The organism is Marinomonas sp. THO17 (assembly GCF_040436405.1).
GTDB lineage: Bacteria > Pseudomonadota > Gammaproteobacteria > Pseudomonadales > Marinomonadaceae > Marinomonas.
On the sequence record NZ_AP031575.1, the window covers coordinates 1,546,936 to 1,568,593 of the forward strand.

Annotated in this window: 24 protein-coding genes; 10 read left to right on the forward strand and 14 right to left on the reverse strand. The window is 44.0% G+C overall.

Annotated elements, in window-relative coordinates; genetic code table 11:
* Positions 1–310: 310 nt before the first annotated feature.
* From ABXS85_RS07270 to ABXS85_RS07280, 3 genes are read left to right on the forward strand one after another with little or no spacing between them, the layout of a single operon-like run.
* Positions 311–1,198 (forward strand): LysR substrate-binding domain-containing protein, encoded by an 888-nt coding sequence (locus ABXS85_RS07270; RefSeq protein WP_353669375.1) that lies wholly within the window; start codon positions 311–313, stop codon positions 1,196–1,198.
* A 35-nt stretch (positions 1,199–1,233) separates the two neighbouring features.
* Positions 1,234–2,187, forward strand: a complete 954-nt coding sequence (locus ABXS85_RS07275) for a LysR family transcriptional regulator (RefSeq protein ID WP_353669376.1) — start codon at positions 1,234–1,236, stop codon at positions 2,185–2,187.
* An 8-nt stretch (positions 2,188–2,195) separates the two neighbouring features.
* A complete protein-coding gene (locus tag ABXS85_RS07280; RefSeq protein ID WP_353669377.1) occupies positions 2,196–2,597 on the forward strand; it encodes a VOC family protein in 402 nt (133 codons plus the stop codon).
* Between the two features lie 100 nt (positions 2,598–2,697).
* Here ABXS85_RS07280 and ABXS85_RS07285 read toward each other — a convergent pair whose 3' ends face one another.
* Together ABXS85_RS07285 and grxD are read right to left on the reverse strand one after the other, a co-directional pair.
* Positions 2,698–3,321, reverse strand: coding sequence for a peroxiredoxin (locus tag ABXS85_RS07285; RefSeq protein ID WP_353669378.1), 624 nt, complete (start codon positions 3,319–3,321; stop codon positions 2,698–2,700).
* A gap of 62 nt (positions 3,322–3,383) precedes the next feature.
* A complete protein-coding gene (gene grxD, locus ABXS85_RS07290) occupies positions 3,384–3,713 on the reverse strand; it encodes a Grx4 family monothiol glutaredoxin (protein WP_353669379.1) in 330 nt (109 codons plus the stop codon).
* 299 nt (positions 3,714–4,012) lie between these two features.
* Between grxD and argF the strand changes: the two genes are divergently transcribed.
* Both argF and ABXS85_RS07300 read left to right on the forward strand, forming a co-directional pair.
* The gene (gene argF / locus ABXS85_RS07295) at positions 4,013–4,918 is read left to right on the forward strand and encodes an ornithine carbamoyltransferase (RefSeq protein WP_353669380.1); all 906 of its coding nucleotides are present in this window, start codon (positions 4,013–4,015) and stop codon (positions 4,916–4,918) included.
* An 88-nt stretch (positions 4,919–5,006) separates the two neighbouring features.
* Entirely contained in the window at positions 5,007–5,933 is a 927-nt protein-coding gene (locus ABXS85_RS07300; protein WP_353669381.1) for a LysR family transcriptional regulator, read from the forward strand.
* 100 nt (positions 5,934–6,033) lie between these two features.
* Here ABXS85_RS07300 and ABXS85_RS07305 read toward each other — a convergent pair whose 3' ends face one another.
* The 6 genes from ABXS85_RS07305 to ABXS85_RS07330 all read right to left on the reverse strand — a co-directional run bounded on the left by ABXS85_RS07305 (position 6,034) and on the right by ABXS85_RS07330 (position 11,391).
* Complete coding sequence (locus ABXS85_RS07305; protein WP_353669382.1) at positions 6,034–7,548, reverse strand: ATP-binding protein; 1,515 nt, start codon at positions 7,546–7,548, stop codon at positions 6,034–6,036.
* A gap of 6 nt (positions 7,549–7,554) precedes the next feature.
* Positions 7,555–8,274: a response regulator gene (locus ABXS85_RS07310; RefSeq protein ID WP_353669383.1), complete on the reverse strand. Its 720-nt coding sequence runs from the start codon at positions 8,272–8,274 to the stop codon at positions 7,555–7,557.
* A 61-nt stretch (positions 8,275–8,335) separates the two neighbouring features.
* Positions 8,336–8,788: a DUF1499 domain-containing protein gene (locus ABXS85_RS07315; RefSeq protein ID WP_353669384.1), complete on the reverse strand. Its 453-nt coding sequence runs from the start codon at positions 8,786–8,788 to the stop codon at positions 8,336–8,338.
* A 29-nt stretch (positions 8,789–8,817) separates the two neighbouring features.
* Complete coding sequence (gene rluB, locus ABXS85_RS07320) at positions 8,818–9,717, reverse strand: 23S rRNA pseudouridine(2605) synthase RluB (protein ID WP_353669385.1); 900 nt, start codon at positions 9,715–9,717, stop codon at positions 8,818–8,820.
* A gap of 112 nt (positions 9,718–9,829) precedes the next feature.
* The gene (locus ABXS85_RS07325) at positions 9,830–10,450 is read right to left on the reverse strand and encodes an L-threonylcarbamoyladenylate synthase (RefSeq protein WP_353669386.1); all 621 of its coding nucleotides are present in this window, start codon (positions 10,448–10,450) and stop codon (positions 9,830–9,832) included.
* Between the two features lie 92 nt (positions 10,451–10,542).
* Entirely contained in the window at positions 10,543–11,391 is an 849-nt protein-coding gene (locus tag ABXS85_RS07330; protein ID WP_353669387.1) for a PHP domain-containing protein, read from the reverse strand.
* A gap of 65 nt (positions 11,392–11,456) precedes the next feature.
* On the opposite strand from ABXS85_RS07330, the gene ABXS85_RS07335 reads away from it, so the two are divergent.
* Positions 11,457–11,993 (forward strand): septation protein A, encoded by a 537-nt coding sequence (locus tag ABXS85_RS07335; RefSeq protein ID WP_353669388.1) that lies wholly within the window; start codon positions 11,457–11,459, stop codon positions 11,991–11,993.
* Positions 11,994–12,006: 13 nt separating this feature from the next.
* Positions 12,007–12,309, forward strand: a complete 303-nt coding sequence (locus tag ABXS85_RS07340; protein ID WP_353669389.1) for a YciI family protein — start codon at positions 12,007–12,009, stop codon at positions 12,307–12,309.
* A 114-nt stretch (positions 12,310–12,423) separates the two neighbouring features.
* Here ABXS85_RS07340 and ABXS85_RS07345 read toward each other — a convergent pair whose 3' ends face one another.
* Complete coding sequence (locus ABXS85_RS07345; RefSeq protein ID WP_353669390.1) at positions 12,424–12,717, reverse strand: SelT/SelW/SelH family protein; 294 nt, start codon at positions 12,715–12,717, stop codon at positions 12,424–12,426.
* 85 nt (positions 12,718–12,802) lie between these two features.
* Here ABXS85_RS07345 and ABXS85_RS07350 point away from each other — a divergent pair, with 85 nt between their 5' ends.
* Both ABXS85_RS07350 and mnmC read left to right on the forward strand, forming a co-directional pair.
* Positions 12,803–13,354 (forward strand): peptidylprolyl isomerase, encoded by a 552-nt coding sequence (locus ABXS85_RS07350; protein WP_353669391.1) that lies wholly within the window; start codon positions 12,803–12,805, stop codon positions 13,352–13,354.
* Positions 13,344–15,344, forward strand: a complete 2,001-nt coding sequence (gene mnmC, locus ABXS85_RS07355; protein ID WP_353669392.1) for a bifunctional tRNA (5-methylaminomethyl-2-thiouridine)(34)-methyltransferase MnmD/FAD-dependent 5-carboxymethylaminomethyl-2-thiouridine(34) oxidoreductase MnmC — start codon at positions 13,344–13,346, stop codon at positions 15,342–15,344. The genes ABXS85_RS07350 and mnmC overlap by 11 nt, the downstream gene beginning before the upstream one ends.
* 118 nt (positions 15,345–15,462) lie before the next feature.
* Here mnmC and ABXS85_RS07360 read toward each other — a convergent pair whose 3' ends face one another.
* Entirely contained in the window at positions 15,463–15,792 is a 330-nt protein-coding gene (locus ABXS85_RS07360) for a hypothetical protein (RefSeq protein ID WP_353669393.1), read from the reverse strand.
* A gap of 116 nt (positions 15,793–15,908) precedes the next feature.
* Between ABXS85_RS07360 and cysE the strand changes: the two genes are divergently transcribed.
* Positions 15,909–16,715, forward strand: a complete 807-nt coding sequence (cysE, locus tag ABXS85_RS07365; protein ID WP_353669763.1) for a serine O-acetyltransferase — start codon at positions 15,909–15,911, stop codon at positions 16,713–16,715.
* Positions 16,716–16,807: 92 nt separating this feature from the next.
* Here the strand turns inward: cysE and ABXS85_RS07370 are convergent, their stop codons facing one another.
* The 4 genes from ABXS85_RS07370 to zipA all read right to left on the reverse strand — a co-directional run bounded on the left by ABXS85_RS07370 (position 16,808) and on the right by zipA (position 21,632).
* Positions 16,808–18,202, reverse strand: coding sequence for an FAD-binding oxidoreductase (locus ABXS85_RS07370; protein ID WP_353669394.1), 1,395 nt, complete (start codon positions 18,200–18,202; stop codon positions 16,808–16,810).
* A 65-nt stretch (positions 18,203–18,267) separates the two neighbouring features.
* Positions 18,268–18,486 carry a YheU family protein gene (locus ABXS85_RS07375; protein ID WP_353669395.1) on the reverse strand — a complete coding sequence of 73 codons (219 nt, stop codon included), beginning with the start codon at positions 18,484–18,486 and terminating at the stop codon, positions 18,268–18,270.
* Positions 18,487–20,526, reverse strand: a complete 2,040-nt coding sequence (ligA, locus tag ABXS85_RS07380) for an NAD-dependent DNA ligase LigA (protein WP_353669396.1) — start codon at positions 20,524–20,526, stop codon at positions 18,487–18,489. It abuts the gene before it with no gap.
* A gap of 65 nt (positions 20,527–20,591) precedes the next feature.
* A complete protein-coding gene (gene zipA, locus ABXS85_RS07385) occupies positions 20,592–21,632 on the reverse strand; it encodes a cell division protein ZipA (protein WP_353669397.1) in 1,041 nt (346 codons plus the stop codon).
* Between the last annotated feature and the right edge of the window lie 26 nt (positions 21,633–21,658).

The following is a 21,658-nucleotide window of genomic DNA, read 5'->3' on the forward strand; positions in this document are numbered from 1 at the left end:
CGTTTTTTCAACACTTTTCTAATACTACTCCGCCTTAAGATTGAATTTCTATAAAAGTTACCAATCGAAACAAGAAAGTAAAAAGCAGGCTGCTAGTAAAGCTTAAGGACTTTCCAACAATATCGAATGAGATTATTTTATTTGGTCATTTTTGCTGAAAGCTCCACATCAAGAATCATTTCGGTTTATGATTAGAGACAATGAAACAAAAGGAAGTGCATTTCCCTCTGACTAGATGGCAAACAGTAAGTTTGTTTGCACCTTTCCTAAAACACTTTATTAGCTCGCATAACAAGGTAATGCATCGCGCATGAGAATCACACTTAGACAACTACAGATATTCGAAGCCGTTGTGCACACAGGTTCAGTGACCGCTGCTGCTGAGTTAGTTGCCATCAGTCAACCCGCTGCCAGTCAAGCCTTACGTGAATTGGAAGCACTTCTTGGTCGCCCCTTGTTTCGTCGTCATGGCAAGCGCTTACAAATTACGCCGCAAGCTAGGCACTTATTGCCTCAGGCGCGTTCTGTGCTGAGCCAGATAGAGCAGATAGAAAGCATGGGCAATGATGATGAACTCAGTGGCTCCTTACACCTTGCGGCCAGTGTCAGCGTTGGTAATTACTTGTTACCAAAGCAGATGTCTACTTTTAAACAACAACATCCCAATATTCGTTTTAATCTTGATATTGGTAATACACAAAGTGTGATTCAACAACTGCTAACGGGGAAAGCAGAAGTCGGTTTTATTGAAGGCTATTGTCAACACGCTGAATTGATGACGCAAGTTTGGCTACAAGATGAGTTGGTTGTATTCGGTTCTACGAAAGAAGATCGCCCCGAGGTTCTTTCATGGGAGGATTTAAAACAAGCCAATTGGGTGATGCGTGAATCTGGTTCGGGCACACGCAACATTTTAGAACAAGCCACGGGGGCAGAAATACCGCAACTCAATGTGGTCCTGTCTTTAGCGCATATGGAAGCCGTTAAACAAGCTGTTATTCATCAAATGGGGTTAGGCTGTTTATCACGTATGGCCATTTCTCAAGAATTAAATGCTGACTTGATTCGTCTTTATAAAACACCATTAAAGCTCAATCGTAATTTACTGATCGTCACACCTCGTAATACCGCACTGACGAAAAATGCCCAACGTTTTATTGACCTGTGTAAAACCATTCCGGCACTGAGTAATGTCTGACGAATAAAAATAATGGAGTAACATCACACAATTATATGAATATTAATAAGATCGACCTAAACCTACTCATTTATTTAGACGTGCTATTACGTGAATGCAATGTCACACGCTCTGCAAACAAGCTCAATATTACCCAACCCGCCATGAGTAACGGCTTAAAGCGTTTACGCGATTTGTTAAATGACCCCTTACTAGTACGCACTAGTGAAGGCATGAAGCCCACAGAAAAAGCCTTACGCTTACAGCCCATAGTACGCAAAGTCTTACTCGATCTTGAAGAAGCCTTACAGCCCGAAGCCGATTTTAACGAAAGCACCAGTACTCGAGTATTTCGCATTATGGCCAGTGACTATGCGGCTTCCACTGTGATTCCGCGTTTACTTAATCGCCTTCGTGAATACGCACCTGGCATTACGCTAGACATCATGACGCCGAGTGACGTGACTTTTCATGATGTAGAGGCGGGAAAAATCGATATGGCCATTAATCGTTTTGAAGAATTACCACAATCCTTTCATCAAAAAAGTGTTTGGTTAGATACCTTTGTGTGCATGATGAGCGCTGACAATCCGATCAAAGATCACTTTGATTTGGAAGCCTACTTGCAGGCTCAGCATATTTGGGTAAGTAAAACCGGCTTCGGCATTGGTGTCGGCATGGATCCCACCGATGTGCAAAAGCTGGGATGGGTGGACGAAGCTTTACAAGCCATTGATAAAAAACGCAGCATTCGTGTGTTTACCCGCAGCTATCACACCGCCATGCACTTGGCTCTGGAACAAGATTTGATCGCCACCTTACCGAAGAAAGTGGCCATGGTGAACAAAAAAAATCCAGATTTGGTTATCCTAGAGCCGCCTTTTGATATCCCCAAAATTGAGCTGCAAATGATCTGGAGCCCATTACTTCATCATGATGCCAGCCATATCTGGTTTCGACGTCAAGTCATTGACGTTGCCAACGAGCTAAACGAACAATCTAGCCACTAGAGAGTCATATGCTTGCAGTTTCCCATATTCATCATGTCGCTATAATTTGCTCCAACTATGAAGTGTCAAAACACTTTTATCACCACATCTTGGGATTTGCTATCTTAAGTGAAACCTATCGCGAAGAAAGACAATCCTACAAGTTGGATCTGGCCGTCAACCATAATACGCAATTGGAAGTGTTTTCTTTTCCTAATCCACCACAACGGCCATCGCGCCCTGAAGCACAAGGCTTACGTCACTTAGCATTTGCCGTTACGGATATTGATGGAAGTGTGCGCTATTTGAATGAACAAGGCATAGTCACAGAAGCCATTCGTGTGGATGAGATAACCGGAAAACGTTTTACCTTTTTTGCCGACCCTGACGATTTACCCCTTGAGTTATACGAAGAAGTGAAGCGATACTAGGACACCATATATCTGACCTTCTCCACCTCATAAAAAAACGCACACTCCTTCGAATGTGCGTTTTTATTTTCTTCATTTGCTGTCTATAACAGCAAAGGAATTATAGGGATGTAGCGCTCTCAGCAAGGTAAGAAGCAACGCCTTCTGGCGACGTTTCCATACCTTTATCACCCTTGTTCCAACCCGCTGGGCAAACTTGGCCGTTTTCTTCAAAGAATTGTAGTGCATCAACAATACGTACTAATTCATCCATGTTACGACCGATAGGCTCATCGTTTACCACTTGAGAACGTACGATACCTTTTTGGTCAATCACGAAAGACGCACGCATTGCTACACCAGCTGGGTAGTAAGAGTCACCACCTTCTGATTCGATGCCGTACGCTTTAGCAATCTCATGATCCATATCCGCAGCCAGTGTGTATTCAACTTTACCAATACCACCTTGATCTACAGGTGTATTACGCCACGCATTGTGAGTGAAATGAGAGTCAATAGACACGCCAATTACCTCTACACCCATTGCACGGAATTTTTCCATGCGGTGAGACATAGCAATGATTTCAGACGGACATACGAAAGTGAAGTCCAATGGGTAAAAGAATACGATCGCGTATTTACCTTTGATGGTTGCTGCTAAGTTGAAAGAATCAACAATTTGACCGTCAGCCAATACCGCTGGAACTGTAAAATCTGGTGCTTTTTTTCCGACTAAAATTGACATACAAGTGTCTCCTTTGATTTCCTTAGTTTAAAAAGTATTGGGCAGTAGAAAAATACAAAGGCTTATTCTTCTGAACTGCCCGCCGCTTCTTTGATGAGTTCTTGCAATTCACCATTACTGGCCATTTCGACAATAATGTCACAGCCTCCTACCAACTCACCTTTTACCCACAGCTGTGGGAAGGTTGGCCAGTTAGCATACTTTGGTAATTCTGCGCGAATGTCTGGGTTATCCAAAATATTCACGAAAGCAAAACGTTCGCCGCAAGACATTAAAGCTTGCACTGCTTGAGCAGAAAAACCACATTGTGGTGCACGAGGATTTCCCTTCATGTACAACAAAATATCGTTATTAGTAATCTGCTCTTTGATTGTTTCGATAGTATTACTCACGCTATAAACCTCGCTATTGGTTATAGGAAGATACACTAAAATCCACTGGTTTCAGCCTGTAGATCCTACCTTCCTTATACTCACCGAACCCGAAAATAAACATTTTACACAAAAGCCTTTGGGTATCAGTGTCGATTGTTCTGTAAAGTTGCACCAGTTTATGGGGTCTCATAGGTCATTTACAACCCCACAACCTCGCTTTCGTTTACACATTATCCCATTAAAGCCCCTTTACTCACATAGTCTAGTGTATTAAATTGCTCGATTACCTTTTCAAAAGACAATTAAGGAGTCATCTCGTGTCGCCAAGACATTTTCTTACTCTGAAGGATTTATCCTCTGACGAGTTAAAAAAACTACTGCTTCGAGCTTCTGAGCTTAAGAAAATTTATCGAGAAGGCACTCTATTTCAACCCTTAAAAAATCGAGTATTGGCGATGATCTTTGAAAAATCATCAACACGAACTCGCGTTTCTTTTGAAGCTGGCATGGCACAATTTGGTGGCCACGCCTTATTCTTGTCGCCAAGAGACACTCAGCTAGGCCGTGGCGAACCCGTCGAGGACAGTGCACGCGTTATCTCCAGTATGGTCGATGCGGTAATGATTCGTACTTTTGATCACAAAACAGTGGAAACCTTTGCAAAATATTCCTCCGTGCCTGTGATTAACGCCTTAACAGACGATTATCACCCATGCCAATTATTGGCAGATATGCAAACCTACCAAGAGCACAGAGGCTCTATTGAGGGTAAGAAAGTGGTTTGGGTGGGTGATGGCAACAACATGTGTAATTCCTACATCAATGCTGCTGCTATGTTGGACTTTAATCTGGTTGTCGCCTGTCCAAAAGGCTATGAGCCAGACGCTAAGTTGCTGGCGGAACATAAAGACAGAGTCTCCATTACTCACAACGCCCATGAAGCAGCAAGCAATGCGGATCTAATTGTCACAGACGTGTTCGCTTCTATGGGTCAAGAAGACGAACAGGAACAACGTCTGAAAGACTTTGATGGTTTCCAAGTCAATGAAGCTCTGATGGCAAAAGCACACCCAGATGCTCTGTTCATGCATTGCTTACCAGCTCACCGTGGTGAAGAAGTGAGCGCTGGCGTATTAGATCACCCTGACTCAGTGGTGTGGGACGAAGCTGAAAACCGCCTACACGCACAAAAAGCCTTACTTGAATTTTTGCTTTGTCGCTAAGACAATAGACCAGCTCGTTTGAACTCAAGTTGAAACGAGCTTTTTTCTATCGCGAGCATTGAATAAAACTCATATATAGTGAATTACCATGAGCATCATTGAAGTTCGACACTTAAAAACTCTCACCGCATTAAGAGAGACAGGAAGCCTAGTTGAAGCCGCTGAGCGCGTGCATTTGACTCAGTCTGCATTGTCACACCAGCTTAAAGATCTAGAAGAAAAATTAGGCTGCCCGCTCTTTATTCGTAAAACCAAGCCAGTACGATTTACCAGTGCCGGACTGAGACTTTTACAACTGGCCGACGATGTATTGGTGTCCTTTCGCTCTGCGCAACGTGATATTCAGCGTTTTGCTGAAGGCGAAAGTGGTCGCTTACACATTGCGATTGAATGCCACAGTTGCTATGAGTGGCTGATGCCAACCATAGATCATTTTCGAGAGCATTGGCCCGATGTAGAACTGGATTTATCAACAGCATTTGGCTTTATGCCATTACCCGCTTTGGCCCGGGGTGATTTGGATTTGGTGGTGACCTCAGACCCGCAAGACATTCCCAATATTGAATACATTCCATTGTTTCAATACGAATCTCAAGTGGCGCTGTCACGTCATCACCCACTGGCGAAAAAAGACTTTTTGGTGGCTGAGGATTTTGCCAATGAAACCCTGATCAGTTACCCAGTAGAAGTAGAACGCTTGGATATTTTCAAACACTTTCTCAACCCAGCAGGCATTGCACCTGCTAAGATTCGTCACAGTGAATTAACCTTAATGATGATGCAATTAGTAGCCAGCGGTCGCGGTGTGTGTTGTTTACCAAATTGGGCTCTCACAGAATACACCAATCGCCAATATGTGATTACCAAATCGCTGGGCGAAGAAGGCATTTGGTGCAAGTTGTATCTGGCTATTCGTCGTGACCAAAGAGACAATGCCTATATGGAAGATTTGATTAATACGGCGTCTAAAACCTGCTTTAAAAACCTCAAAGGCATTTTAGCGCCAGAGCTTTAAGGTCTTTCAAAGGCTGAAAAAAAGTATAATGAATCACTCTCATCACAAGCAAAGTGATCAGCATCAAGCCAACTAGGACAAAGTGGTTTGATGCTGACTGCTAGGACAAAGTGGTTTGATGCTGACTGCGCGACCAGATTAAACTGAACTTAGCGCCACCCGTTTCACTGGCGTCAATTAAGACGGCTCCACCATGCCAAAAGGCAATACGCTGCACAATGGCCAACCCTAAACCATACCCTCCCGATGCACGGGTACGGCTATTATCCAAACGCTGGAAAGGAATAAACACCTTATCCCTGTCTTCAAACGCGATTCCAGGGCCATCGTCTTCAATATCTACCTGCCAACGCTCCGTGTCTTGTGTAAAGGTGATGGTAATTTTCTTCGCGGCGTATTTGGCCGCATTCAAAATCAAGTTTTGCAAAGCTCGGTTAAGGTGATGTTCATCCGCAACAACCAAGTCTTCTTCATCCATGCGCACTTCCACTTCCAAATGCTTAAGCAAAGGATTATTGTGCTGTAATATTCCTTCGATCAATTCAGACAACTCAATTTCGCTAAAATTCAATGCCAACGAACCGTCTTCCAGCTTGCCATAGGTCAATACTTCGTCGACTAAGGTATTAAGTTCCTCTACATCCCCTTCTAGTGCCTCGACCGTTGAGGCTACCTCTTCATCCACTTCATCTTTCATTACTTCCAGACCAAAACGCAAGCGTGCAATCGGAGTCCGCAACTCATGAGAGATAGCATTGATCATTTCACGCTGTACTTTCAACAATCTCTGGATATGGGACGACATAGAGTCAAAGGAATAGGCCAGCTCCTTTAGCGTTCCGCTGCTGTCTGGAATCCCTTTAGGCAGGCCACTGCGGCCACGAGCAATTTGACGTGTGATACTTTCAAATGTTTTACGTTTAAAATCTAAACTTAATAATTCTCGCCATATCAACACCAACATAATGGTGATACCCACACCACAAACCAAGACTACAATTAAAGAAAAAGAAAGGTAATCCTCTTCCTCAACCGCTATATAAACAGGTGTTTCATCATCGGCAAAATTCCATATGTAGCCATAGTCACTGTCAATGCCCTCTACTCGTACGACTCCAGTTAAATCTCTATCCATATTGCTCTCAATGGGCTGTATGGAAACACAAGACATAGCAGAAAATAGCCGCTTTTTATCTTCTATTGTGAATGCATCTGAATAAATTATCTTTCTTAGCTCTATACCCATTTTAAAAAAGGTCTGCTTAGCCGAAGCCCGACCTATCAGTATCGGCGCATCTGTATAGCCTAAAGCCAATTGATAACTACCGTCAGGCAATTTAAACCAACTTTTATTAGCGATTAACTGGGTAATTTGATCGACGTTATAAGTCTCGGTGGGTTTTACTGTCCAGTTAAAAAGAGACTCATTTAACTCAGTCTCAATCCCAGACAGTAATAATACCGAACTTAATTCAGCATCCACACACAGCAGTTGTTCTGTACGTAAGGCGCTAAAGCGGATTTGCGTGAATTCCATTACGGCATAGCAAGCCGACACTATAATGACACCTCCAATAATAAGGTGTCGATACAGTCGCCACATTTCTTCACGCATTAGTGATTAAACTTCTTTTACGAATAAATAACCTTTACTGCGGATGGTTTTTATTCGACGAGGATGAATTGGGTCATCGCCAATTTTGGAACGAATTCGAGAAATACGCACATCCACAGAACGATCTTGACCATCGTATTCAATGCCACGCAATTCACCAAAAATTTCTTCCCGACTCAAGATTCGTCCAGCATTGCTAGCCAATAACCACAATAAATCAAATTCGGCACTGGTTAATTCTACTTCTTCACTGTTTAACCAAGCTTCACGACGGGAATTATCAATTTTAAGTGGGCCAAAAACCAAATTTTGTTCTTCCTTGGCCACATCACTGGTCAGATCCACATCTTGTGTGCTGCGACGTAGTAAAGATTGCACTCGAGCCAATAAAACACGAGGCTTAGCAGGCTTGGAGACATAATCGTCTGCACCAATTTCAAGACCAAGAATTTGATCCACATCGTCACTGCGAGCCGTCAGCATTAAAATCGGGCCTTTGTAATCATTGCGAACACTGCGACAAACAGTAAATCCATCTGCCCCGGGTAGCATCAAATCCAGAATCACCAGAGAAGGCTGTTCGGTAACAATTCGACTGATGGCTTTGCGGCCATCTGGCTCTATGCTTACTGTAAAACCATTTTTTTGTAAGTATTCTTGAGTGAGCGAGGCCAAGCGCTCATCATCCTCAACAATTAGAATTGTTTGGTCTTCATTCACACTCATGGGCAGTCCTCGTCCAATTTCTGCTTATGTTTTAATTAGTTAGAAAGCTATTTACCTAACTTCAATCTACTAGAAGATTTTTAATTTGTCTAACTCTGTCACGATTAATTGCAAAATCAGAATATCCCAGACGTGACGCCGAGCGGATATGGACCACGCTGTCACCTTCTGGAAAGTAAAACTCTACATCATCAATATAGCCAACAATGTCGCTTTTTACTTCAAAGTGAACATAACCAAAGGTATTTTTAACCATTTTGGCTCCCTGCTCCAACATCAGGGCTTCCACACGCAGCTGTATGTCTTTTCGGGAACCCGAATACACAAATGGCTCAACGTAATGCTCCTGATCAGCTGGGTCAGCCTGAGTAGAAACACAGTTTGGCGACTCTGGACAGACTTTTAACTGGCCATTTGTGACTCCTAATCCCTCAGGCATTTGACTGTTCAATTTAACATAGCCAAAGAAGCCTGCGAGTAGTACAACAATCAACACAAGTATCCAGCGAACCATGCTTCAACTCTCTCCCAATTTATTCATACTTATCGAAACGATCTTTTACCTGGTTTTTTAGGCTTAAATTCCGGTTTATCACTGGATTGCCAATCAAAACCTTTGTTACTTCGACGGGCGCCGCCCGCCGTTGCTTTGTTCTTGTTACGCTTGATGTCCAACTTTTGTTGCTGCGTTTTGGGTTTTACGGTTGCAACTTGCAAATCCACCATATCACACAAGGCATTAACTTCCTGTTCTTCCATTTCCACCCAACGGCCCACTTTGGCTTTGGAAGGTAAGAAAACTGGGCCAAAACGCACACGCTTCAAACGATTTACTTTCAGTCCTTGGGATTCCCAAAGACGACGCACCTCACGGTTACGACCTTCCATCAAGCAGACGTAAAACCAACGGTTAATACCTTCACCACCGCCATCAACAATATCAGTAAATTTCGCTGGACCATCTTCTAATTGAATACCTTTCTTCAAGTTTTCCAGATGCTCATCTGTCACCTCACCCATCACACGCACTAGGTACTCACGGTCAATTTCCGTTGACGGATGCATCAAACGATTGGCCAATTCACCGTCGGTGGTGAACAACAACAAACCAGAAGTATTAATATCCAGACGACCCACAGCAATCCAACGCTCACCACGCAGTTTGGGCAGTTTTTCAAAAACCGTAGTACGGCCTTCAGGATCTTTGCGGGTACAAACTTCACCTTCAGGCTTGTTATAAATAATCACTCGACGATTCTCACCCGCTTCCGTGGTGGTGATTGGATAGCCATCTAAGGTGATATTGTCAGAAACGCTGACACGGTCTCCCAAGGTCGCAACTTCGCCGTTTACCATGACACGACCTTCGCGAATACGATTTTCCATTTCACGACGAGAACCTTGCCCTGCTCGTGCCAATACTTTCTGTAACTTTTCGTCCATTCGGAACCTCTTTTGGGGATGCTTCTCAGCAACCCAGATTGATAATACACTTACTAAATGTCGGTAATTATAGGACAGACAATCCAGCGCTAACAGCTGTTAATACAACAATTTACATGAAAGGAGAGGTATCACCAGCTCCCACGCGAACCACTTCTACTTGATCAGCATCCATGACTACCACTGTGGTCGGTTGCAAACCACAAAACCCACCGTCTATCACTAAATCTAGAGCATGTTCTAAAGTATCGCGAATATCATAAGGGTCCGTCATCGGATCCGATTCTCCAGGCAAAATCAAAGAGACACTCATCATCGGTTCCCCTAATTCTTCTAGCAAAGCCGATACAATTCGACTATTCGGCACTCGAATACCAATGGTTTTGCGTTTTGGGTGTAATAAGCGACGCGGTACTTCTGAGGTCGCCTGAAAAATAAAGGTATAAGGACCCGGCGTATTTTTTTTTAACAAGCGATATAAACGATTGTCAAAACGCGCATAAGTTGAAATTTCTGATAAATCTCGACACACCAAGGTAAAATTATGCTTATCGTCCAAACGACGTATGGCACGAATTCGATCCAACGCGGCTTTGTCGCCGAGATGACAACCCAGCGAGTAACCACAATCCGTAGGATAAGCAACCACGCCCCCTTGTCGAATTACCTCAGCGGCCTGTTTAATCAAACGCACTTGAGGATTTTCAGGGTGAACTTGAAAGAACTGACTCATATTGCCTTCCCACATATATTTACGACTGGCATTGCAGACAAATCAACTTTATCAACGACGCCCTCCAATTTATTAAAGAACAACTAAAGACTTCACCAATCTTGCCATACCAAATCCACCTCACTGGCGTGAATTTGTGTGTATTTACCCACCTGCATCCAAGGCCCAAACGGACCATGATAGTCGCTACCAGCGGACGCTTTTAAAGAAAATTGAGTGGACAACTTTTCTAACAATCGAACATGATCCGGCTTTTCATTACCCGATACCACTTCAATTCCAGTTCCCCCCCAGCGTGCGAAATCTGCCAATAAACGACGCAATTTTGTTACCGTTAAAGGGTAGCGTTTGGGGTGCGCCAAAATCAGTTCCATCCCTTGACCAGAAAGTTGATTCAACACCTCTTCTAACTCAGGCCAGACATCTCGTAACTTGCCTAAACGCTTATTTCCCAAGTAGCGGTCAAAGGCTTTATTAGCATCTTTTACTAAGCCTTTTTCCACCAACAATCGAGCAAAATGGGGTCGCCCAAGTTGGCTATCTCCCGCCAAAGCAAACGCTTCATCATACAAATCAGGCAAACCTTGTTTAACCAACAAATCGGCAATGCGCCTAGCTCGTTCAAGACGAATTTTTTGGTTTTGTGTCACTACAGATTGCAGGGCCTGATTCTCTTCATCAAAGTTCAATGCCACCATATGCAAAGGGATACCATGCCATTGAGTCGATAACTCTACCCCATTGATAAAACTCAACCCCTGTTCTTTGGCTCTTTGTCTTGCCTCTGGTAAGCCTGCAACACTGTCATGATCCGTTAACGCAAATAAGCTGACTTGTTGTTCAACAGCCAAATCAACCAGTTCTGTGGGAGTCAGTTTGCCATCCGAACGAATGGAATGGGTATGTAAATCAACTTTTCGGTAACTCGCAGCATCGGACATAGACAGACTGTTTTTTCAAGGAAATGACGGTTATTATAAGTCAGCATACATAAATTGGTTTTTATATGAAATTACTATTCGACTTTCTACCTATCGTTATTTTCTTTGTTGTTTATAAAATGACAAACGATCTTATTATCGCCACCGCTGTGTTGATCCCAGCCACCTTATTGCAAGTCGGCTATACTTGGCTAAAACACAAAACCGTGGAAAAAATGCATCTGGTCTCATTAGCCCTTGTCGTTTTACTGGGTGGCGCCACTGTGATGATGGGAGACGGAGACTTCATTAAATGGAAACCCACTGTAGTCAATGGTTTGTTCGCCATTGTATTTTTTGCCAGTCAATTTATTGGCAATAAAAACATACTGCAACGCATGATGGGCGACAAATTGGAACTTCCTTTCAAAGTGTGGCGCAACCTAAACATGGCATGGGTAGGCTTTTTTATCCTATCAGGTTTAACCAACCTTTATGTGGCCTTTACTTTTAGTGAAGACATTTGGGTGGATTTCAAACTCTTTGGCCTACTTGGCATGACCTTAGTATTCATTATTCTGCAGGGCATTTACCTGTCTTCTCACCTACAAAACAAAGAATAATTAAGGAACTAAAATGCTGTATTCCATTGTCGGACAAGACGTACCTAACAGCCTAAGCGCACGTCAATCGGCTCGTCCAGCTCATCTTGAACGCCTTGAGGAACTACAAAAACAAGGTCGTTTGGTACTGGCAGGCCCCAACCCTGCCATTGAATCAGATAATCCAGGTGATGCGGGGTTTACCGGCAGCCTGATTGTGGCAGAGTTTGTCAGCCTTGCTGAAGCCAAAACGTGGGCAGAAGCCGATCCTTATGTGGCCGCAGGTGTGTATCAATCAGTTGCGGTAAAGCCTTTTAAACAGGTTTTTCCTAACTAATTTCCTAACTGACCCTACAATAAATCGTATTGGCCCCAATCCCAATACCTAGCCCTATAACAAAAAAGCGAAGCATCATAGCTTCGCTTTTTTGTGGGGCCGTATCGCGATGCTTTAGCGGGTATTTTTGTCTTTCACATCGGAATGGCCAAGATCCCGTTGAGGATCGATCACATCTCTTAAGCGTTGTTTTAGCACTTTTGCCTCAGGAAAGCCTTCTTCGGCTTTACGACACCATATTTCTTTATCATTCACGCGGACCTTAAAAACTCCACCTTGGCTCGGCAATAAGGTCACGCTTTTGATATCATCGTCGAAGGTTGTTAGTAGCTCTTGTGCTAACCAAGCAGCGCGCAACATCCAACGACATAAAGTACAATATTCGATTTCAACCACAGCCGTTCGCATTTGCTTTCTCCAACAGGTAAATGAGTGCTGTTTTAATTTATCCACGCCTCAGTGTAAGGTGAGGCAAACTAAGAGGAATTTGTTAATGCGTCACCTCATCATAACGGCTTTCACCCTTCTAGCTTTTAGTATTCAAGCACAGGCAACTCAAGTTGACATTGTAACGTCACAGGGCACTATTCGAGTAGACTTAAATGAACAGGCGGCACCAAAAACCGTCGCTAACTTCCTACGCTACGTTGATGAAGGCTTTTACGACAACACCATTTTTCACCGTGTGATTCGTGGTTTTATGATTCAAGGTGGCGGTTTTACCAAAGACATGGAACGCAAATCCACACATAAGGCGGTTGCCTATGAGGGCGACAATGGGCTGGCGAATAATCGCGGCACTCTAGCCATGGCAAGAACTCAAGATCCAAACAGTGCCACTTCCCAATTCTTCATAAATCAAGTAGATAACAGTTTTCTCAACCACGGAGCCCGTGGTGGAGCAGGTTATACCGTGTTTGGTAATGTTGTAACCGGTATGGAGGTTATCGATAATATCGCAGTGACGGATACTCGCAACCTCGGCCCATTTCAAAATGTTCCTAGCACGCCCATTATGATCGAGAGCATAACGCGTGTTGAATAGTTATCGCCTTGCTTCTCCAAAATTGGATTGGAGCCCGGAAGGCGCGCCCATTTCCAGTGAATTTGATGACGTTTATTTCGATAAGGAATCTGGCCTGGAAGAAACCCGTTATGTCTTCATAAAACACAATCGTTTGATTGAGCGTTGGTCAAGTATGACTCAGCGCCATTTTGTGATTGCTGAAACGGGATTTGGCACCGGACTCAATTTTCTTTGCGCTATACAAGGCTTTCTTGACTGCGCCCCAAAGGATAAACAATTGCATTTCATCTCGGTGGAAAAATTCCCCATGAGCAAAGATGCTTTGCACTCTGCGCTCAAGATGTGGCCATCATTAACATCTTTTAGTGAAGAGCTCATAGCGGTTTACCCTGAAGCTTGCCATGGCTTACACCGCTTATCGCTGGCCAATGGACGGATCCAGCTCAGCCTTTGGTTTGGTGAAGCAGAGCAAGGCTTTGCAAGTCTAGACGCGGATGTGGACGCTTGGTTTTTAGACGGCTTCGCGCCCAGTAAAAACCCAGAAATGTGGAGCGAAAAGTTATTCCACCACATTCACCGTCTGAGCCATCAAGGAACTACTTTCGCTACCTTTACCGCCGCAGGTATAGTACGCCGCGGTTTACAACAAGTGGGTTTCGACGTTCGCAAAGTAAAAGGTTTTGGTCATAAGCGCGAAATGGCGATCGGTCAACTTGAGAAAACGAGCAAAACCTTATCGGAACGCATGTCGCAAGGACAAGCATGGTTTAATGTACGACAAGACTCGCCAGCACAAATTGGTCGCGTGTTAGTGGTTGGTTCCGGCCTATCTGGTGCGCATACCGCCTTTGCTTTAGCTCAGCAAGGTATTGAAGTAACGGTTTGGGAACAAGAAGATGTAATTGCCAAACACGCATCCGGTAATCCACAAGGCATGCTTTATCCTAAACTGGCAGCTGAAGATACTCCTCTTAACCGTTTTTATTTAAGCGGTTTTTTGCAGGCTGCGGCCATGTATCAAACACTCGATCCAGATGGCGAATTTTGGCGTCAATCTGGTTTGTTGCAAATTCCTAAAAACGCAAAGGAAGCGCAACGTTTTGAGAAACTCTTAACAGCCAAGCTATATCCTGAAACCGTATTAACAGCTTCTAAGCAGAAACCGGGTAGCCTTCATCTGCCTTTATCTGGCTGGGTCGCCCCACAAGCCCTGTGCGAACACTTACTCAGTCATGACAAAATTCATGTCCAACTCAATTGCAAATTGCAGTCGATCAGCAAAGTTCAAGAAGAAAACACTCAAGATAAGGTTTGGCAAGTCAGCAATGGTAAGGAAAAGCATTTTTTTTCCCATGTGGTGATTTGCACCGCTAATCAGACACACCAGTTAAAAGATCTTCCTGATAATCCGGCCTATGCCATTCGCGGTCAGGTCGCCAACATGCCTCTTGAAGCGGCCGAGCAAGCCTGCATAAAAGCCACAGGTAATACGCAAGCTTTAGACTTTAAACAGGTTTTGTGTGAATTTGGTTATGTCTCACCGGCTTTAAAGGGCAAGCTGCATTTTGGTTCTACTTACGATCTTAATGACACAGATACCGATGTGCGCCCAGAAGGCCATGAGCGTAACTTAAAAATATTAGAAAGCTTGTTAGCATTACCCGACAATACTTTTAATGTGTCGGACTGCCAGGGAAGAACCGCCTTTCGTTGTGCCGTGCCAGATTACACGCCAATTGTTGGACCTATTCAATCTGACATCCAGTATCGCCAAACGTTTGAGCCCCTCAGTAAAAATGCCAAATGGCAAAGTAATCAGATTGCCGAACCAGCCAGTCAACTGTATCTGAATATTGGTCACGGTTCTCGCGGTTTGGTATCAACCCCATTGAGTGGACAATATATCGCCAGCTTGATCTTATCGACACCCTCACCGCTTGAGCAAAACATCAGCCGCATCTTGCACCCAAGCCGTTTTCTTATTCGCAACTTAAAACGCGGACAATAAGTTTTCGCTAGAAAGACACCTAATATAGAGAGGCACCTAATATAAAGCCCCATATATATTGATCAATGAATGACCTAATGGGGCTTTTCATCCTAACTAAACTGCATTCCCGCTAGACTTAAGATTCAAACAACTCACAGGCGCTTGGAATTAATTCGGCAAAACGTTTCGCTGTATGTGGCCTGATAACCACTTGATTAAGGCTGGGTAACAGAGTTTGTAGAGTCTTACTAAGTTGTTGCAAACTAGGATTCATTGGTTCATATGGGTATTCGTGATCTTGTAGACTCAGTTTGTGCAGCTCATCTAGCTCATCTTGCAAGATGGATTTCATGGCAAAAAAACGGTCTTTTTGGTCGATATCATTGGTTTCCCAATAGGCATCCGAAAAACAAGCATTAAGCTCATAAAATAGATGCAATGCATCAGCAACATTTTTCTTAGACATAGTTTCTCCATCTTTCTTGGACAATCTAGGACTTGCCCCTTGTAAACTTTAACCCTAACCTTATAACTTCATTCTAAACTTGAATCAACATAGGTGAATACCCCTTGAGCACATCAATGAGTTATGCTGTGACATCTGACAATTTATGGCACTCTTTGCAAACTGAAGCGAAGAAACTCGCCCAAGACGAGCCAATTCTTGCCAGTTATTTTAACACCACCATATTACGTCACGACTCATTGTGTTCCGCGTTAAGCTTCTTGCTCGCCAGTAAGTTAGACAGCATCTCGATTCCTGCTATGGTACTTCGCGAAGTATTTGAAGAAGCAATGGCAGATTCTCACTCTGGTATTGTCCGCTGCATCGAGCAAGATATTTTAGCTATTAATGAACGTGATGCAGCATGCAACGGATTCACTACACCCCTATTGTTTTTTAAAGGGTTTCATGCACTGCAGACCTATCGTGTAGCAAACTGGTTATGGAAAAATAATAGAAGAAGCTTAGCTTTATATCTACAAGGACAAATGTCGATGGCCTTTAGTGTCGACATTCATCCTGCAGCCACCATTGGCTGCGGAGTCATGCTTGACCACGCAACGGGCTTAGTAGTAGGGGAAACTTGTGTCATCGAAGACAATGTCTCCATACTGCAATCCGTTACCTTAGGAGGTACTGGCAAAGAACATGGAGATCGTCATCCTAAGATTCGTTCAGGTGTTTTAATTGGCGCTGGCGCCAAGATACTTGGCAATATCGAAGTAGGCGAAGGTGCAAAAGTGGGAGCAGGAAGTGTGGTGCTCGAACCAGTTGAACATCACACCACAGTGGCTGGTGTGCCGGCCAAGGTTGTAGGACGTAACACAGAAGAAGAACCAGCCTTGGTAATGGATCACAACATCAACCATTGTCTGAAAGATTGAGCCAAAGACTAAATCATTGTAAAGCTTATACTCAAGTTACGAGTATAAGCTTTGTTTTCTATTAACTTATTATCGTATTCTAAGAAAAGCCTTTAAAGCGTTACGCTCTGTGGGTAAGCAAAGCGACCCAATGGGTCTAAATGCCGTTTTAACTTCTGCAACCTTGCATAATGATCACCATAATACGCCACGGTGTAATCTTGAATATTGACATCAGGGTAGTTAGCATAGTGCTGGTTGATGCCATGGGCAGCCAGAGTCTCTTGCAGCTCTTTCATAACCGTCATCCCTACCGCTTGATGTTCACTCTTTTCCCAGTAGCATTGCGCTTCACCAAGATAGGTCTTATTACGATGTGGATAAGCCCCTTGTTGAGCCAGTTCTGGATGATTAATAGCCCCACCTAGGGTATTAATTTGAAATAAGGCTCCCGGTACCGACATGACCTTACTAAATACTTCGCCTATACAAGATTCAAGATCCTCATAACCTTGATAATAGCCCGCACTGATGTTTTTGAAGTTTAGAGGCTTTTTACGGCCATAGTAATATTTCACCCCAATCGCGATGGGGTCAGGTTTTAAACCCGCATTGGTATCCATTTGAGCATCAAAGGCGTGCAGAATATCCGACATTTTTTGATCATCTTGAGTTGCCGTAAACATCACAGTTAAGGTGTTCCCATTCAGTACAAAAGCCGAAAAAGCATGCGTAGGAAGTTGAGCGGTTTGTGCAAACCAAAAACGAGCCAAGTCGGTCGCTTTACTGGGCGTCAAATCAAAAGAACGAAACCTATGCTGGTATAAAGTTGCAGGGGCTGAATGACTTAGGTAACGTAACTGTGTTACCACACCGAAATGACCATTGCCACCACCACGACAGGCCCATAATAATTCTGGTGATTGATCACTATCTATGATTTCGCCTGTTGCTGTGACCATTCTAACACCAATCAAATGGTCACAAGTTAAACCAAATTCTCGAGCAAAGAAGCCATAACCACCACCCAGAGTTAACCCAGATAGACCCACGCTTCCACAAGACCCCGCAGGTACCAACCGGCCCTTGGGCAACATGAATTGATTTAGTTGTTGCAGCGTCACACCGGGTTGAGCAAGCAATCTCATGTCGGAAGTTAGCTGCATCGATTGCATATTCGACACATCAATCACCAAGCCGTCATTGTTCAGCGAAAACCCCTCAAAACTATGACCTCCGCTTTTAATGGTCATAGTCAAAGCTTGCTGATTTGCATACTCTACCGCTTGCTGAACGCCTTTCTCTGTATAGCAAAGGGCTATCACTTTAGGCAGAAAGGTCAAACGCTTATTAAATAGCTGACAATGATCTTGATAGGCGGCATCCTGTTTAATTAGAAAGATCACATCCTGAGAGTTCGCTGTAGCGAACACTTGCTTAGTAGTAAAGCAAAGAGAAAGCGCACCAAGTCCGGAGTATTTAATAAAGTCCCTGCGTTTAACTGTCATCTTGTATTCTTACTCTCACCATTAGAGTTATTCACATCCATCGTTATAAGACATTAACAGCCTATTTATATGGCGTCTTTTGGTACCATTTTGATGGTTTCACTTTCCGTATCAAACAACAAAACCGCGCTGCCTGAAGACAATGCTTGCAAAGCCTGCTGGCGCTTTTGCTCTGCTGACAATTCATAATTGCCATAGTCTGTACCGTCACGGGAGACAATATCGTCGAGAATGTTCTCCAGTGTTTCTGGCGCTAAAGAGTCGTAAGGAATCAAGGTATCCATCTAGTTAGCTCCATGTTCTTCAAACAAGGCAATAACCCCTGCTTCATCAATGACAGCCACATTGAGCGCTTGAGCTTTGGCGAGTTTGGAACCGGCCTTTTCACCAGCCACCAAACAATCTGTCTTCGCCGATACCGAACCGCTGACTTTGGCCCCTAAACTTTGCAGCTTGTCTTTCACTTGATCTCGACTAAATTGACTCAAAGTGCCAGTCACCACATAGGTTTTACCGTTCAGAGGTAGTGCGTCAGCATCAAGACTTTTCTGCTTTTGCCAAACCACACCGGCGTCTAATAATCCTGCAATGGTGGCACGATTAGCAGCTTGCTCAAAAAAGATATGTACATGCTGAGCCACAATAGGGCCAACGTCTTCCACTTCCACTAGCGTTTCTGTATCGGCCGCCATCAAGCTATCAAGGTCTTTAAAATAATTGGTCAAAGCACGTGCTGTCGCTTCACCTACCTCGCGAATGCCTAACGCGTAGAGGAAACGATTAAATTGGGTTTGCTTAGCCGCTTCAATGGAAGCCAATAAATTGTCTACCGACTTCTGCCCCATTCGTTCCATTGCCAGCAACTCATCGCGTTTTTCCGACAAGCAAAATATGTCCACGGGGGTTTTGACTAAAGACTGATCCACCAGCTGTTCGATTAATTTATCTCCTAAGCCATCTATGTCCATGGCTTTGCGAGACACGAAGTGTTTTAAGGATTCTTTCAACTGAGCGCCACATACCAGACCACCGGTACAACGCACAACGGCCTCTCCTTCAACTTGCTCAACATCCGAACCACACACTGGACAAACTGCTGGAAACACCACTGGCGTAGCATTATCTGGACGCTTATCTTTAATCACTTGCACTACTTGAGGAATTACATCGCCTGCGCGACGAATCACCACAAAGTCCTTTACTTGTACGCCCAAACGCGCAATTTCATCTTTATTGTGCAAGGTGGCATTGGATACAGTAACGCCCCCCACAAACACAGGTTCAAGTCTTGCTACAGGTGTGATGGCACCAGTACGTCCCACTTGGAAATCAATCTCCAAAACTTGTGTCATTTCTTCTTGTGCAGGAAATTTACGAGCAATCGCCCAACGGGGTGCACGGGCAATGAAACCCAATTGATTTTGCAAAGCAATAGTGTCGACCTTGTAGACAATGCCATCAATGTCGTAAGACAAAGCTTCACGTTTATTACTGAGCATTTCATAGTAGTCAATACAACCCTCTGCACCTTCTACCTTCTGCATAAGATCATTGGTGCGAAAACCCCACTCATTAAGCTGTAACAAGCCTTCATAATGACTGGATGGTTGCTGCCAACCTTCCACATAACCAATCGAATAAGCGCACATGACCAGTGGACGCGCTGCAGTGATTTTCGGATCTAATTGACGCAAACTACCCGCAGCCGCATTACGAGGATTCACGAAGGTTTTCTCACCTTGCTCTGCTGCCTGTCGATTAAGTTTTTCAAAACCCTCTTTTGGCATGTAGATTTCACCACGCACTTCTAACACATCCGGAGGTGAGACTGTGCGTAACTTCATTGGTACCGTGTGAATGGTTTTGATGTTGGAAGTAATGTCTTCACCAGATAAGCCGTCACCACGGGTCACTCCACGTACTAGACTGCCTTTTTCGTAACGCAAACTAATAGCAAGTCCATCCAATTTGGGTTCACAACAATAGGTAATGGTATCTTCTTTGCCTAATAATTTTTTGATACGTTGGTCAAAGTCGTTTAAAGACTCATCATCAAAGGCATTATCAAGTGACAACATGGGCACAGTGTGGGTGACATTAGCAAAACCATTGTCCGGTTTTTCCCCTACACGCTGGGTCGGAGAATCGACCTCAATCCAGTCTGGGTGGGCCGCCTCAATGGCTTGCAAAGCTCGATACTCCCTATCGTAAACCGCATCCGGTACCACAGGATCATCTTTGACATGGTAGGCATAGCTGTAGTCGTTTAGTTTCTCAATTAACGCCAGCATATGTTCGCGGCTGAAATCGCTCTGTTGACTCATAGATTCTCTTTCCACTTCTTATAAAACAATCAAGGCCCCGCAGGGCCTTGTCGTCTTATTCAATCTTACTGCTTATTGCGCATCAATCGGCGACGCTCAAAATCACGAATACGCTGACGACAATGGGCAATGGTTTGATCACTCATTGGCGAGCGTCGTTCATCCCGCAACTCACCACCTAAGTTTCTCACTAGGGTTTGTGCTGTTTCTAGCATGAAGTCAAAGGCTTTCATGCTGTTCTTAGGGCCGGGCAAGCCCATAAAGAAACTGACTCCAGGGCAGTCACTTTCGCCCATGGTATCCAAATCAAAGGTGCCTGGTTCGATGGCATTGGCCATGCTGAACTGCACACGTCCGCGATCAAAACCGTCTTCGTGACGGTGAAAGATGTCCATTTCGCCATAGCGCATACCGCAATTCAAAATCAACTGGAGTAGTTCCATACCAGCAAAGCTTTGCCCTTCCGGTGCAAAAATATTAATCACTATAACTTCTTCAATCTCAGCCATAGTGGTTTCGTCTTGAAGGTCATCCTCTTCTTCCATCGCATCCAAGCTACCTTGTGGTGTGACTTGGTCAAAATTCACCTCGGAATAGCTACGTTCATAATCTTCGGTATGAAAATGCGTGGTTGGCTGCTCATCTGCGGTATTTTCTGAGAAGTCTAGGTCTAATTCATCTTGTTCATAAAAGCCATCATCCGAATAATTTTGTTCAGAAATAGCTGAATCACCAAAATCACGTTCTGGTACCAAGGAAGCTAACTCATCTAAATGCAACTCTTCTGTTCTTTGTAACGCAGGCCCAGAATCCACTTTATGTGGGACATCGGTTAATGGCGCTTTTGATGTTTTACGAGCAGCTTCAAAGGCACTGGTAATTGGATCATGATCGACAGCAGGCTCATGCTGATCTTGCAATTCGTCTTCCACAAACTCGATTGATGACTTATGACGCAACACAATCTCTTCAGAGGAACGCTTTACCGTCTTTCCTGTTGAGTTGGCCTGTTGACCTTTTTTATAACGACGAAAACCATCGATTAAAATGACAACAATGATGACAACACCAATTAAGATCAGCCACTCACGCAAGCTAAATTCCATCACACAGTCCGAAATAGTATTAAATA